This window comes from Lacticaseibacillus jixiensis, assembly GCF_042847315.1.
GTDB classification, from domain to species: domain Bacteria; phylum Bacillota; class Bacilli; order Lactobacillales; family Lactobacillaceae; genus Lacticaseibacillus; species Lacticaseibacillus jixiensis.
The window spans coordinates 21,372-36,538 of sequence record NZ_BAAFPR010000014.1; the positions used below are offsets into that span (position 1 = coordinate 21,372).

At 53.9% G+C, this 15,167-nt stretch carries 9 protein-coding genes; all 9 read left to right on the forward strand.

The features are described 5' to 3' along the window. Positions 1-54 precede the first annotated feature (54 nt). The 9 genes from galU to ACGG90_RS09800 all read left to right on the forward strand — a co-directional run bounded on the left by galU (position 55) and on the right by ACGG90_RS09800 (position 14,995). Positions 55-936 (forward strand): UTP--glucose-1-phosphate uridylyltransferase GalU, encoded by an 882-nt coding sequence (galU, locus tag ACGG90_RS09760; protein ID WP_390408941.1) that lies wholly within the window; start codon positions 55-57, stop codon positions 934-936. Between the two features lie 93 nt (positions 937-1,029). Continuing rightward, positions 1,030-2,109 carry an LCP family glycopolymer transferase gene (locus ACGG90_RS09765; protein ID WP_390408943.1) on the forward strand — a complete coding sequence of 360 codons (1,080 nt, stop codon included), beginning with the start codon at positions 1,030-1,032 and terminating at the stop codon, positions 2,107-2,109. A 901-nt stretch (positions 2,110-3,010) separates the two neighbouring features. Then, positions 3,011-4,231 (forward strand): hypothetical protein, encoded by a 1,221-nt coding sequence (locus ACGG90_RS09770; RefSeq protein WP_390408946.1) that lies wholly within the window; start codon positions 3,011-3,013, stop codon positions 4,229-4,231. A gap of 42 nt (positions 4,232-4,273) precedes the next feature. Continuing rightward, the gene (locus ACGG90_RS09775) at positions 4,274-6,382 is read left to right on the forward strand and encodes a hypothetical protein (protein ID WP_390408949.1); all 2,109 of its coding nucleotides are present in this window, start codon (positions 4,274-4,276) and stop codon (positions 6,380-6,382) included. After that, positions 6,379-8,451 (forward strand): hypothetical protein, encoded by a 2,073-nt coding sequence (locus ACGG90_RS09780; RefSeq protein ID WP_390408951.1) that lies wholly within the window; start codon positions 6,379-6,381, stop codon positions 8,449-8,451. Before ACGG90_RS09775 ends, ACGG90_RS09780 begins: the two co-directional genes overlap by 4 nt. Before the next feature lie 88 nt (positions 8,452-8,539). Further along, entirely contained in the window at positions 8,540-10,123 is a 1,584-nt protein-coding gene (locus ACGG90_RS09785; protein ID WP_390408953.1) for a hypothetical protein, read from the forward strand. Further along, positions 10,116-11,126, forward strand: a complete 1,011-nt coding sequence (locus ACGG90_RS09790) for a hypothetical protein (protein ID WP_390408956.1) — start codon at positions 10,116-10,118, stop codon at positions 11,124-11,126. The genes ACGG90_RS09785 and ACGG90_RS09790 overlap by 8 nt, the downstream gene beginning before the upstream one ends. Further along, positions 11,116-14,217, forward strand: a complete 3,102-nt coding sequence (locus tag ACGG90_RS09795; RefSeq protein WP_390408959.1) for an SbcC/MukB-like Walker B domain-containing protein — start codon at positions 11,116-11,118, stop codon at positions 14,215-14,217. The genes ACGG90_RS09790 and ACGG90_RS09795 overlap by 11 nt, the downstream gene beginning before the upstream one ends. Continuing rightward, a complete protein-coding gene (locus ACGG90_RS09800; RefSeq protein WP_390408962.1) occupies positions 14,210-14,995 on the forward strand; it encodes a DUF2399 domain-containing protein in 786 nt (261 codons plus the stop codon). The genes ACGG90_RS09795 and ACGG90_RS09800 overlap by 8 nt, the downstream gene beginning before the upstream one ends. Positions 14,996-15,167: the final 172 nt, after the last annotated feature.

Sequence of the window (15,167 nt, forward strand, 5' to 3'; positions counted from 1 at the left end):
ATGGGTATATACTTAGTAAGTCAATCAATTATCCAACAAGGAGTTAATTAAATTATGACTAAAGTTCGTAAAGCCGTGATCCCAGCCGCTGGGTTAGGGACCCGTTTCTTGCCTGCCACTAAGGCGTTGGCCAAGGAAATGTTGCCGATCGTTGATAAGCCGACCATTCAATTTATCGTGGAAGAAGCCAAGGCTTCCGGCATCGAAGACATTCTGATCATCGAAGGCAAAAACAAGCGCTCCATTGAAGACCATTTCGATTCCGCACCGGAATTGGAACAGAACTTGCAAGCCAAGAAGAAAACCGGCTTGTTGAAGCTGGTGCATGACACCACCGATATCGGCGTGAACCTTTTCTATGTGCGGCAAGCTTATCCTAAAGGCTTAGGTGACGCGGTGCGCTTGGCCAAGTCCTTCATCGCTGGCGAACCTTTCGTGGTGATGTTAGGCGACGACTTGATGGAAGACAAGGTGCCGTTAACGCAGCAATTGATCAGCGAATACGACAAGACGCATGCGTCGATCTTAGCCGTTAAGAAGGTACCGCATAAAGAAGTGTCGGCTTATGGGGTGATCGATCCTGAATCTGAAGTGGCACCTGGTTTGTTCAACGTGCGCAAGTTCGTGGAAAAGCCTGCCGTCAAAGATGCGCCATCAGACTTGGCGATCATCGGGCGCTACTTGTTGACGCCGGAGATTTTTGACATTCTGGATAACACTAAGCCAGGCCTGGGCGGTGAGGTGCAATTGACCGATGCCATTGATAAGCTGAACCAGACGCAGCGCGTTTTTGCCCATGAGTTCAAAGGGCAGCGCTTTGATGTCGGCAATAAGTTCGGCTTTGTGCAAACCACCATCGAATATGGCTTGACTCATCCGGAAGTCAAAGATCAGCTGAAAGCTTACATTCTCGATTTGGCCAAGAAGCTGTCGTAATTGTTGCAGTTTGAAGTCAAACACGTCTTTGGCGTGGGGATTTGTTAGAATGTTAAGGCAGTACTGAATAAGCCATTGGGGGTTAGCACTGGCATGCCAGAAGAACACGTACATCATCATCAACATCACCGTCATCATCACACAAGCAACAAGAAGAAGCATCCAGTGATGCGCTGGATCATCGGCATCGTCTTAGTCTTGCTGGTGGCCATCGGCGGCTACGGGTACTACTTATATTCTAGCGTCCACAATACCGTGGACAAAACATACACGCCGCTTAAGAAGCAAGGCGACGACGGCTCCAGTCTTAAATACAAGAAACCGATTTCGATTCTGCTGTTAGGGACGGATACTGGCGACTTGGGCCGCACGGAAAAGCGCGGGCGCACCGATACGATCATCGTCATCACCTTGAATCCCGAGATGAAGAAAACGACCATGACTTCGATCCCGCGTGATACCATGGCGCAAATGATCGGCGAATCCGGCACCGAGATCCAAAAGATCAACGCGGCGTATTCAATCGGCGGCGCGGATATGACCATTGATTCGGTGTCCAGCTTGATCAATGTGCCGCTGAATTACTACGCACTGGTGAACATGGGCGGCTTGACCAAAGTTGTTGATGCAGTAGGCGGCGTGGATGTGACGCCGACGTTGAGCTTTAAGATCGACAATTACACCTTCACAAAGGGCCAAAAGACCCACATGGATGGCGCCAAAGCGTTGGCATACAGCCGCATGCGTTATGACGATCCAAACAACGACTATGGCCGCCAAGCCCGGCAGCAGCAGATCATCATGTCGATTTTAAAGGCCGCCCCGTCATTTCAATCGCTGGCCAACTTCAAGACGTTGTTAAGTTCAGTGGAAAGCAACTTGCGCACCAACTTGAGCTTTAACGATATGGTGTCGATTTTCAGCAATTATCGCACCGCGGCGAACAACGTTGAGCAAGATCACTTGCAAGGCGTTGGCGCCAATATCTTGAATGCTTCTTATCAAGTCGCCTCGACCAAAGAATTGCAACGCATTTCCGATACCATCCGCGGCAACTTAGGCTTAGGCCATGAAACTGTGGCTAACGAAGAAACCCGCCAGAATAAGTTGAACCCGAACTTCAACTGGAGCGGACAAAATGGTACTGGGTATGTGGTTCATGATAACAACTGATTTTTTAAATGTGGCCTTTCATCCGTATGGGTGGAAGGCTTTTTTTGTCGTGTAGCGGCCGGCCAGGTGTTGCTTCGGTGCGCGGGGCAAGCAATGGCGCAGGCGGTGCGGCCGGCTTCAACCCCGCAAAAAGCGCGGGTTTTACGCCTAACTTTTGAGCTTTGCGCTCGCCTGCGGCTCGCCTTGCAAATCTCAAAAGTTGCCGCGATCAGCAACGCGAGCCAAGCACAGCCCGCTTGTCTTGCGCTGCTGATCGTTTCACGGCCTGACCATTGCTTGCCCCGTGCACCTGCGCAACCCCTGGCCTACGTTGTCGGGTTCGGGAGAGGGATTGCGCAGCAGGGGATGTCAGTGAAGCCGGTGATGGCGATTGGCAACTGTCTCTGCTGTCGCATTAAGGCGGCTTTATCTTCGCGAGTGATCAACGCGTGGTGACGGTGTTACCTCAGAAAAAATTATAAATGTGTACTATATGTCTGATGAGAGTTGTCTCTGCTGTGTCGCTAGCTGCAAAAGCACGCAGTGGCGGGATTTGTGAGCTGGCGGGAACTTTTTATAACTGGTTTGATGGCTTATTCGGCAACTGCAGCGTGTCGATGTTATGTTAACTTTCGTGATATTGGCAGATATCCCGCAGTTATTATTTTCCGGTTCAGTACTAGTGGCTGAAATCTTGCGGATCTTGGCGGTTTTTTATAGTGAAAATTCAAGTTTATCCTTAACAAACTATGAAAACACTTTATGTTGCCTAGAAGTGAATGAATATGCAGATAATGCATGAATAATGATATTTTTCAGAGCAATTTTGGAATAGTCGGCGTTGATATTGACATTGTTTTTATTCCGGCGCACGCTTGCCGTGCTATCGCATACGGTAGCCAAAAATCCTTGGAGGCCAGCTATGCAACCAGAAGCAATCGATCACCTTGTGGAACAACTCATGCAAAGTCCGCGTCAGTTAATGTTGTTGAATGCACCAACTGGCAGCGGGAAAACTTATGCCATCATTCATGTCTTGTGTGTCCGTTGCCGCAAAGATCCGCATTTTCGTGCGTGGTTCGTTTCTGATCAGAAGAAGAACCTGAAAGTCCCAGATTTTATCCAAGCCTGGGGCGATAAAGCGGCATTCTATCAGCACGCGGCGGTGTTGCACGGGCTGGTCGATACGGTGGACGAGCTGTTGAATAAGGATCCGCTGCCGAAGGTCTTGCAGACACCGGCTGTTGCTGACTTGTTGAAAGCGTTGCGGTTTCAACTGCAAATTTATCATTATGCTAATGCGCAGCAGTCCGGGGTCAATGCAGCCTATCAGGCGCTGCAGACAAGTGAAGCGGCGTTGCGCCAGGCGTTGACAGTAGATCTGGCGGCGCGCGCTGGGCAAACGCTGCCGTTAGATGACGCCGGGATCGCCGCAGTACAGCAGTGGGTGCGCGAAGATGACAGTAAGATCGGACCGTGGTTCGATCGGGTGTATCCGACAATTGACTTGCAAACGCGTCAGTTGTACATTCTGACCACCAACAAGTTCATCTCGACCTATCAGCCGTTTTTTGCCCAAACCACTCAGCGCTTTCTCGATTCGCCGCTGTTGAAAAACAGCTTGGTGGTATTAGATGAGTTTGATGCGACCAAGGAAACCTTGCAGGAGCAAGAAATCAAAGATGCCTTGAAGCTCAAGATCGACTTGGTGCGCTTGTTTCACCGCATCCAAGCGGCTTTAAACAACGTCGCGGCTTTGCCCATCACGGTGCGCGAGCGCTTCGAAGCTGAAGCTCGGTTAAAGAAACTGCAACAACAAGCCGCCAAGTTGTTAAAGCAGTACCATTTGGATCTGCTGTACAAAACCGCCCAGCCGCTGATTGAGACTGGGTTTGTGATCAACACGCCGCAACGCACCATTGTGTCTGCCAATAAGCGCTGGCAGGCGCATGTGGCTGAAGCAGAGAACGTGGTGCTGCTTGATCAATTCGATCAACTGGATCACGCGGGGTTGCATTTTCAAACGATGCTGATTCAGTTGGCGCGCTTCATTCGCCGCTTCGTCAACTTCATCACCGCCCAAAGCCAGTGGTATGCCCAAGCGGCGCCTTCGTTGACCCCTCAAGATGCGGCATCATCGTGATATGATGCGCTGGGATTTGCAGCTGATCAGATCAAGACATTATTGACGATTGGCCAGGCTTGGCCAGTGCCTTTCCATCAGGCGCCGACTGCGCGACAGTGGCGCTATCAAGATGAAGGCTTGAGTGTGTTTAGCTTGACTGATGCCGATAGTCACGATTTGCGCACCAATATCACGGCGGCATTCTTACAAATGACGCCGGAACGCTATTTATTGGCGGTGCTTAACCAAGCCAAGGTGTTGGGCCTGTCCGCCACGGCCACCATGCCCTCAGTGTTGGATAACTATGATTTGGACTACCTCAAGGCGCAATTAGGCGCGCACATGATTGAAGGCAACCAACTGATGTCGCCAGACACGCTTAAGGCGCTGGATCTGGCCCCGCGATATGCCGCAGCCAAGGTGAAAGTCCAAGCAGAGCAGGCAGGCTGGGCGGACAGCATCACCGATGCGGTGCAGGCGCGCTATCCTGAAGCGTCAGGGGACTTTACTGCGTTAGAGGCCGCGCTTGAAGTCCAACTCAACTTAATCGATGAACCTGCTGAATATTTTCGCAACCGCTATCTGGCCTTGATCGACAGTTTCATCGTCTTCTTAGGTGATTCGGATATGACCAGCTTCTTGGGCTTGCAAGAAGCGTTGCCGAGAATGCAGCACTATCCTAAGCTGGACCAGCCATTTCTGCAGCAAGTCTTCGACACGTTGCAGGCGGCATTAACCGATGACGACTGCGCATTGGTCGTGGTGGCGGCAACCCCCAAAGTGCCGGTTGAACAATGTTTACATGACGCCTTGCAGTTGGTCACTGCTGGCAAGCGCGTCTATTTGCTCAGCGCGTATAGCACGATTGGCGTGGGTCAGGATTTGCAGCATGATTTAGGCGACGGTGAAGCCCAGCGCGTGCGCAGCGTCGCACCAAGTACCGCTGCTGCAGACGATCCCAGACGAAACAAGGCTGATTTGGCTGGGATCTATTTAGGTCCGGTAACGCATATTTTGCCAAGCGGCGTCTTCACCATGGATGCGGCTGGCATTGAAATGATCATTGCTTTAGAGCGGCTGTATGACGCTAACGATATCGACTATACAACGCTCAGAGATAATTTTGTTGCCTTGGCCAAAGGCGATTCTGTGCAGCAGTCGAAATCAGCGCGCAGTTACGCGTTCAGCTATGCGCGGATGATCGTTCAAGCACTCGGGCGGATGCATCGCACCTTTAACCGGATGCCAAAGCTGAGGGTGTTGGCGCATCAAGCAGTAGTGGATAATTTACAAAACAGCCTCGACCCGATTTTCCATAGTCCGGAACTGGATGCCTTATTGACCATAGACCCCAAACCGCTGGTTGATCATACGAAAACCTTGCAGCTGATCCGCTGGGCAAACTTAACGGCGGACACCCGCCACGATTTGAACCGGCTGTTACGCGGCTTGCGGCATAATCAAGACGCTGCGGATCAATACGATCGCCTGCGATGGGAGATTCTGCGCTTTCCCACGCGTGATGAGTTGCCAATCGGCGTGCGGCTAGGCGGGCAATATTTGCCGAATCCTCAGCGGCTCACGAGTTACTGCGCCCAGTCACACGGGGATGCGGCTGACTGGTCCTTTGGTGATGGCGAAAAGATTTCCTCTGACGCGGCGGGTTTGCCTGCGCTGCTGGCGTATCCTGGCTTGCGCGAGGCTTTGGCTGAAGCATACATTCCCACGACTTGGCAACCACACGCGTATTTGCTGAACCCGGTGCAATATCGCAACTTTTATCGCGGGGCGTTAGGGGAGTTTGCCGGGCGCTTCATCGTTGAGCACCAGTGGGGTGTGCAACTCAAGCGGTTTGCAGACTTGGCACAGCATGAGTTGTTTGATTATTGGTGTGGTCATGTTGCGTATGACTTCAAATATTGGTATCAAGCGCCTAGAGATACTGATGCACAAGCACAGCGGGCCTGGGTGGCGCATAAGTTAGCGCTTGTACAGGCAGACGATGATGAGCCTTGGCAAGCGGTGATCATCAACGTGATTCAGCCAGGAGGCAAGCCAACAGTGAAAATAATTGGCAACTGCTTAGAAGTGTCCGGCTTGATCAATGCCGCTGGCAAAATGGTCCTCACCCCAGAACAATTCCAACAGATCGGAGCGTGGTTGCAATGAGTAATTATGGCTATCTGCGAGACACAATCATCGAATACGAATTTAACGCAGCAGCTTTCGAGGCGAAGTATCGGCTAATTTTGGTGAAGCTGCAAAGTAAAGCTGACTTTGCGATCTTTCATCAGTTTGTGCAAGCCACGTCCCCGCAGGCGTTGTGCCGAGTGCATCAGCTGCAGTATTTATTGTTATACAACGATCTGCCGCATACTTGGCTGCCAGGGCTGAACTATACGCAGCTTCACCTTGCGACGATGCGCGAGCAACACATCTTTCCCAACCACCTATTGCAATTGTTGGTCAATCAGCTTGGCGCCATTGCGCCGCTGCCCAACATCACACCAACGCTGTTGATTTCGCGCAAAGAACAGCACAAGTCCTGGCAGAATGGGTTGGTTTGGCGCTATGCCGCAAGGGTGGTGGTCAATTGGGAGAATGCGTTAGAGATCACTGTGAGGACTTTTGCCGAAACCACCGAACCGCCAGCCCAAAGCGATACCTATCTGTATGATCAAGCGCACCTGCGCATGGTGCACAACTTAGCACCTGTGGTTGGCCCGGTATTTATCCTTGGCAATCACAGCAAATCCAACAACACCATTGATTGGGTGGACTTAGCAGAATTGGATAAGTTTGAAGCCACTAAGGTGGGGTTAGCGACTAAGATCATGGCGGGATTGCATGATCATTTTAAAGGCTTGTTTGAAATCGTCCCGCATTGGCATATGGCCGAGCTCTTGCAGCTGCAACAGCCGCGCTTAGCCTCAACGGCAACCGTGTGGGATAGTTATGTCGGCCAGCAGTTGAATATCTTTGGCAGCGGCAACTTGGCTGATCAATTGGCCGACGAACTGGCCCAAGCCATGCAGGCGAGTGCCCAGCTCCAAGCGCAAGGCGTATCCGTTCAACGCAGCACACAGGCGCAGACTGGCTGGAATATCCAAGCGGTGCCAAGTGTTGAACACGACTTGGATCATGCTTACCAGGTTGGAAATGCGACCACGATCATCCAACACATCACACCTGAACAGTTTGGACGCTTAGATCACAAAGGACATTTGAATTGGCGCACCAAGAGCCAAGCCGATGCCGCCTTGCAAGCAAGCGTGATTAAATTGGCCCAAGAGCTGTTGATCAAACGCGATGTGTATACTAAGCATTTAACTGTGCCAGCGCCAGATGTGCTTGCCCAAACGGTGGGCATGACCTTTTATACTTTCGAATGGCACCACGACGCCCCAGATGCGCAGGTGTATGTTCACTCGTTGCAAGTCACCGCGGATGCGCAATTGCATTTTGCCACGCATCTGGTGCACTTAGCGCAGGCGGATCCGTTATGTGCCTGGGTGGGGAGAACACTGCTGCATGGGCAGCTGAAGAAATATTATTGGCAGCAGCAAGTGGCGTGTGTGATCGAATACCGCGGCCATTACAGTGCAATCATGCGCACTGATACGCAAACGATCCCAGACACCACGCGCTTGGCTGATTTACTGCAGGCAGGGCGTGATACCAAGCGGCTCACGCGGCAGGAGGTCGCGCAGGCTTTGATCCAACTGGCTAAAGTGACCGATGAGCCGCTGCCGCAGCTTGAAACCATGATGAAGCTTGTGCAAAGCTTGCCGCAGCGTTTCTATTTAGGCGATTTGCGTCAGGCGATGAAGTCCGATCCAACACTGAGCTTCCGCTTAGGCGTGATGCGCCAATTGTCCCGGGCACTGTATGCCATTGGTGGGTTTGCGCTGACGACTGGTGCCCGGCAGAAGATTAACGGTGACATGCTGGCCGGATTGTCCGGCATCGGCCTATTTACCCAAGAAGTCCACGGTATGGACAACTGGTATTATTTTGTCGGCGCGGCGCAAGGGCTGCAAACCAATGTTGCGCGCGCCGTGCGGCTGTATCAGCTCGTTGCCCAAGATGACATGCTTTTGCTTCCAGGCCTTTTTGCCAAGTTGGCGCCGTTGATGACTGTTGATTTCGTGCGCGAAGGGCAATACACTTGCCTGCCGTATCCGGTGAAATACTTGCGTGAATATGCCTTGCAACATCAGCGGCTGCTGAACTCGTGAAAACGCGCGCCGAATCGCTTACGCTAGCGAATTGCGGCGCGTTTTCGCGTATAATCAAGGTAACGATTGCCCAAAAGGAGGGCCTGTTATGCCTGCGACCATGAATCCCACTTTACGCCAGCTGCTGCTTTCGATGAATCTTGGCCGCTCTCAAGATCACCCGCTGGCCGGCTGGCAGCTGCTGTCGCTGCTGTATCACGACGGCAGCACCAGCGGCGCGCCGATGACCTTGGGTTATGTGGTGACGCGCTACAACGCTGAATACCGCGAAGCCGATGAGTCTGAAGCCACCGATGCGGTGCTCAAAAGGGTGCTCAAGGTCTTAGTCGAACAAGCCCGCCTGGTGGAAGAAACGCCGCGCAAAGTGCGCGAGCGCATGCGCTCCGGCAAGTTTCATATCATTCAGTCATTTGTTTACCGCATCAACGCCGCCGGTATCGAATACCTCAAGGCGATGCAGCGGGTGATCGACGCGGAAAACACCGTGGTCGCGTCCACCAAGCGGATCGGGGAATATTGCGCCTTGGTGCAGCAGTTTCGGCATTTTGAGCAGATGTCGGTAGCTGACATGACGATGTTTGACGACTTCAACCGGATGTTGTCAGCGTATGACGATGTGATGAACGGCCTGCGCAAACTCGACGTGGACTTGCATGAAATCGCCTCAGATCTGGCTTTTGACCATGGCGGACAAGCTGCGGCCCATTTGCAGGCGATGCTGCATGATCAAGCCATCCCTGCTTATCGGCAAATGCTGGCGCAAGCGCAAGTCTTGCAGTGGCTGACCCAACAAGCCAAGTTAGGCCAGCGGGTGGCGCAAAGCCGCCAAACCAGTGAGAACTTGGCGGTGAACCTGGCCATTGGCGATGAAGCAGCGCTTGCTGCCGAGCGCCAAAGCACCGAGGCGTTTGTGATGCGGCGCGTGGCGGTGATGGCGCAAAGCTTTGACCCCAGCACCAGCGCGATTCAAGCGTCTTTTGATTCGATGTATTTGTTGTTTGCCACGCTGTGGGACACGGTGCAGCTGCTGGCGTCGGAATTCGCTCATGTTAAGCGGCAAACTGTTGACATCAAAGCCCTCACCGCCCAAATCGACAAGCTCCTGCCTAAAGCCGCCCATATCGTGCTCCCGCAAGCCCTCCCGAAGCACCTGCCAATGGACCGCTTAGATAAAGCGGCCATGGCCGATGTTGAAGCTTTGCCTAAAGACGAGCGTGAAGCGGCCATTGCCGATTTAACCACCAGCGTGCGCCAAGATATGCTTGAAGCCGGCAGCATGCGCCCGGTGCTGCGCGCGTTAAGCGACAGCACCCGCGCGCAAGTGTCCGAAGCCGATAACCCGCCAGTCGCTGATGATCCTGACTTAACGGCCTCTGATGCGCAGGCGTTAGCTGAATTTGAACAAAAGGTGATGGTTGATGCGGCCCATGCGCAAATCAGCGGGCACTTGGAGTTCACCACCAGCGCCGCCCGCAATGCGGTGGTGGCGCTGTATCCGGCAACGCAATACGATAAGCCGACGAGTTTTGCCGCATTCGGCCGGCCAGTGGCTGCCGCTGCGGTGCTGGAAAACAGCGCGCCGGTGGTGGTGCATGTGACAGGCGAAGATTATGTGTCATGGCTGCCGCAAGGGTTTATGGTGACTTTTGTCAAGGAGGACGATCATGAGTGAGTTAACCAAACCAGAGCGCACCGTGATTAATCAATTGCTGGATCACGCGGTGTTCACCGCCAGTATCACCCCAGACACCAAGCCAGCGCAGGCCGCAGCGATCACCGCATTTGCGCGGCCGAGCAGCAAGCGCAAGGTCAACGGCTGGTTTCAGAATATGTTTGGCACCACGCCGCTGCCGTTTCAAGATAACCTCTTGTGGTTGCAAGGCCCAGACCGCTTGTCTGAAGCGCAAGTGGCGGTGTTGTTAGCGACGTTAAAAGCCATCATCAACATGCCCGAAGTCCAGCAGAACTCCGCTGATCGCGTGGTTGCGGTGCGGCCGGTGGTCACCGCGGTGCATTCGGTGGTGCCGCAACTGGATGAAGTGGAAATTGGCAAAATGATCAGTGAGCTGTTTGAGCAGCGGTTGGGCTTGTTGACGGCAGATCAGCCGGAAACCAGCGGCGAAAGCGTCCGCGAAGTGGAAGAGTTCTGGGACGTGGATGTGGATTTCGTCGCGGTGGCCAATCTTTTGGTGCAAGCCATCGCCAAGCCTCAAGACTCGCCCAAGCACACCGATATTCAACGCGCCAACATTTACCTGCTCAAACACCGCTACTTGGCCAAAGCAACCCAGCCAGACTTATTTGCTGTGGTGCAGGCTAACGCCCAAGCGATTGCCGCGGCTTGGGCGGATGCGCAGCGCTTCTATTTGGAAGTAGGAGATGATTACGCGATGCTGCTTGACGCCACGCGCCGCCAGAAGAACGCCAAGCAGTATTTTGTCGCACTGGCGGTGTCCCACACGCTAGGCGCCGGCTTGGCAGACGATGCTTTAGGCCCGCGCATTCGCCAAGTCTGCCAGCAATTGTATCCCAACGCCAACATCAACCAAACGCTGGTCAAAGACGAGCTGCGCCTGTCTGCTTTGGCCTATCAACATCACGGCTATTGGCAAGCGACGCCCATCGCCAAGCGCTACGCCATCAGCACAGAAGGAAGCGACGATTATGCCGACTGAACTACATCCAATTTCTTATCACCTGCGCAACTTCGGGCAATACCGCAAGTTAGATCTCAAGGCGTCCACTTCAGGGAACTTAACGCTGTTAGGCGAAAACGCCGTGGGCAAAACGACTTTAGCCAACGCCTTCTTTCCAGTGTTGATCGACGGCTCGATTGCCACGCCGTCTTTTAACCCCGCCAAAAGCTCCGACGCGGTGGCGCAATCTACCCGCCCGCGCAACAGTACCCGTGATCGGCGCGACTTCAAGTCGATGCTGCTGGGCTGGGGCAAAGGCGCTTATGCCACACGCACCGGCTACACTTATCTGCAGCTGGCCTCAGACTCGCGCCATGTGGTGTTAGGCATCGGCGCGCATCGGCAAAGCGACGGCTTCAAATCCGCTACTTGGTGGTTTGTCGTCGACTCCAGTGAACCAGTGGATTTAGTATGCACCGATAAGGCTGGGGTGAGCTTAGACAAAGACGCTTTTGAATTGGCCAATGGCAATTTAGGTGCCGAGCTGCGGCTCTTCACCAAATGGGAAGACTACCGCAGCGCCGTGGCTGGCAGTGTGTATGGCTTTGATTCTGGCGACAGTTTAGGCAAATTGGCCAACGCCTATCGCTTGCTGGCCTCGCCGATTTTAACTGCCGGCAATGCGCGTTTTGCCCCGATTCCTAACGCCTTGCGCGAAGCTCAAGAACCCATCGATGTGCCGCAAATCATTGCGCCTTTAGCCAAGTCGCAACAAGCTTTGAATCAAGTCACCGCCTTGTTAGGCCGGATTCACTCTGGCCTTGATCGCCTGGCGCGGATGCAACAGAATTTGTTTTGGGGCAATCTCAATCACTTGGCTGCGACCCAATTGCAAGCCTACACCCAAGCGCAGGCGCAAGCAGACGCCGCCATTCGCGCCGCCACGACTGCTGAGCAGCAAGTCGCCGCTTTTGATGAAGAGCTGGCCCGCGTGCAAGCCTCACTGACTGAGGCTAATGCCGCATTGAGTGACTTGCACAAGCGCCAAGCCCAACAGGCGGTGCTTGAGCAACAACGCGCGGCATTAGATGAGCAAATCGCCCATCGGCATGCAGATGCGGCGCGTGATGCCCAACTGCAGAAACAATTGGTTGCTGCTGGCGAACAGTTGCGCAAAGCTCAAGATGACTTGGCGGCGCTGCAAGATGCCCAAGCCAAATTCACCCAACAAAGTGAAGCCGTGTTTGCCCAATTGCATGCACGCTCAGCCAACATGCAAGAACTCACGCAAGTTTTGGCTGAAGTCAACGCGGCTAAAGTGTTAAGCGGCTTGCAGCAGTATTTGACTCAAAAGCGCCGCCAGCTAGCGGATTATCAGCACTTAACTGACGCCATCGCGCAAAGCAACGCCGACGTCGCGCTGGTGCAAGGCATGCAACAAGACATGGGCACCGCCATCGATGTAGATGTCACTGGCATTGGCAGCAATAAGGCCAAAAGCGCCTTACACGCTGACAACACCAGGATCCATGAAACAGGCGCTGGCAAAATGTCCGCGCATGCCGACGAATTATTGACCAAACAACAGCAATTGCGCCAGGATGCACCAGATCTGGCGGTGTGGCTGAAAGATCAAGCCGCCTTTGCTGAACTTTCAGAGGCTGTCAAACAAGTGGTGGCCATCAACCAGCAGCAACAAGCCAATACCCAACAACAAGCCTTGGCCAACACCCGAATCGACGCGGTAAAGCAAGCCGTGGCCAATTTCACCGCGCAAATCGATCCAGCCTTCAACGCCGCAGAAAACACCCAAGCCATCAAAGATCTAACTACCCAACGCGATGCTTTAGTGATCGATCCAACCTTGGATCAACAAGTGGCTGGCTTAGAAGATAAAGTCGCCACCTTGCAACAAACCGTGGGCAAATTACAAGGCGATCGCGGCGTGCAAGCTGGGCGCGCTCAAGCGCAACGTGCCCAAGCTGCCCAAGCCAAAGCGCAGATCCATGACTTAACGCAAACCCTGACGCAAAGCCTTGAAACCTTGCAGCCGCTGGTGCTCAAAGACTTGGCAGTAGGGGATGTACCGGAATTGCTGACTTTCAGCCGTCAACACCGCAGCGAGATCCGCAGCCATGATTTCGGCGGTCTTGGCAGTACCGTTCGTGATTTGTTAGAAGGTACCAATCGCCAAGGCCAAGACGCCAGCAAAGCGTTAGACGCATTGTTTGCCGAGTTAGGCTACGACGATTATGCCACGGCTTTGCATGCAGCGCGTACCGTGATGAAAGGGGACATCATGACGGTACCATTTGACCTGGTAGAAGCGCAGGCTGCCTTGCAAGCAGACGTGGCCGCCCAACAAAAGGCGCAAGCAGAACTCGCTTCCGGCAACGACTTGGCCTTAACCAATTACCTAAACGCCGCGGTTTTCAGCATTTCTTCGCAATATCAAGTGGTGCCGGAATATAACGCGATGTTGACGGCAGGTCAAGCCGCCGATGGCATTCGCCTGCAAATCGACTTGGTGGCCGAACCTGGCGACACCACGCCAGCTGTCGCTGAAGCCAAAGACTTGACCTTGCAACAGCGTCCAGCCTTGCGCCATTTGGTCAAAACCCGCATCGCCCAGCTGGTGGCGGATCCGACTTTGGCTGACGACGATGACGCGTTTATGGCTGAAGCCACGCGCTTGTTGGACACGCGGCTGTGGTCGCGCTTTGAAGTGCGCATCTTCCGCCGGCACTCCGATGTGTCCGAGCTGGTCGATGACACCTTCGTGCAATCCGGCGGCTCTGGTGCCGAGAAAGCCCAAGCCATGGTCTTGCCGCTGCTGTTGGTGCCGAAAATGCAGCTGCGCCAAGCTAACGCTGATGCGCCGCACTTGGTGATGTTTGACGAGTTCGCCGATAAGCTGGATCCGGAAACCGCCAAAGCGTTTGCGCAAACCATCGCCGCTTTTGGCTTCAACTTCATCGCCACCATGCCCAGCGGTGCGCAAACCAAGATCTTAGCCGATGGCGTGGCCAACCGCGCCTATGAAGTGCTGGCGCCAAGACGCACCGACGGCAAATTCCACGCCAACCAAGTCCACGAGGTCTTGCGCTGGCAGGCGGCCGCCGATGAGTGAATACGCCAAGGCTTATCAAGCCGCCACCGGCAAAATGGCCCCGCACAACTTAGACACGTTGTTTGATCAAATCAAAGCCGGCACGCTTTTGCCGCCGCGCGGCCAACAAGCCGTCGACGCCGGGCTCACCGCCCATGCCTTGACCGATCCGCGTGTGGCGCCGGCGGTTTATCATTATTACGATTGGGTGGTGAACCACTACCTGCAACAGCCGGTTAACGAGTTATCCGCCAAGCTGATCGGCATGGCGCTGACTGCTGCTAATGTCTTTGCCACTAATTTACCGCAGCCTTTGACCATCAACCCGTGGCAGGTGCCAGAGTTGATGAATTGGCCGCTGGCGACGGAACGCGCCGTGGTGATCGAAAACAACGGCGTGTTCATTTGGCTGCATCATCTTCACCCGACTTGGCCGCTGATCGATCAAGGCGGCAACGATTTTCAGCCCGCTTATGTGACCTTGCTTAATGCCATGGTGGCGCAAGGCTTGCACTTGGCCTATCTGGGCGACTTAGACGCCACCGGCATTCGCATCGCCGACACCTTAGTGCATGCAGTGCCGGCCAAAGATTGGCTGGCGATTCAGACCCCGCAACAAGTGTCCAATTGGCTGATTTTTCATGGCAAAACTGATCCGCAGCGCACCAAGTTGCAAGCAGTCCGTGATCCGCAATTGAAAGAAGAAATGCGCAGTGTCGCGGTCACTTTCCGCCAGTTTGTTGAGCAAGAGCAACTGATTCCCGATTACGAGCGCTTAATTCAAAACTGGTTAGGTTAAGCCTGGACTGGTTTCGCTGCGCAACGTGGGACCAGTCCTGCGGTGTATCAAGCAGGGTGACGGACTGTTCACGCAACGTTTGATAGATGATGCTGTGGTCTGAAACTTACGACGAAGGAAATGGCAACTGGGGGTAGCTGAGGCGGAGGCCAAATGGCGTCAGGGGTGTCGG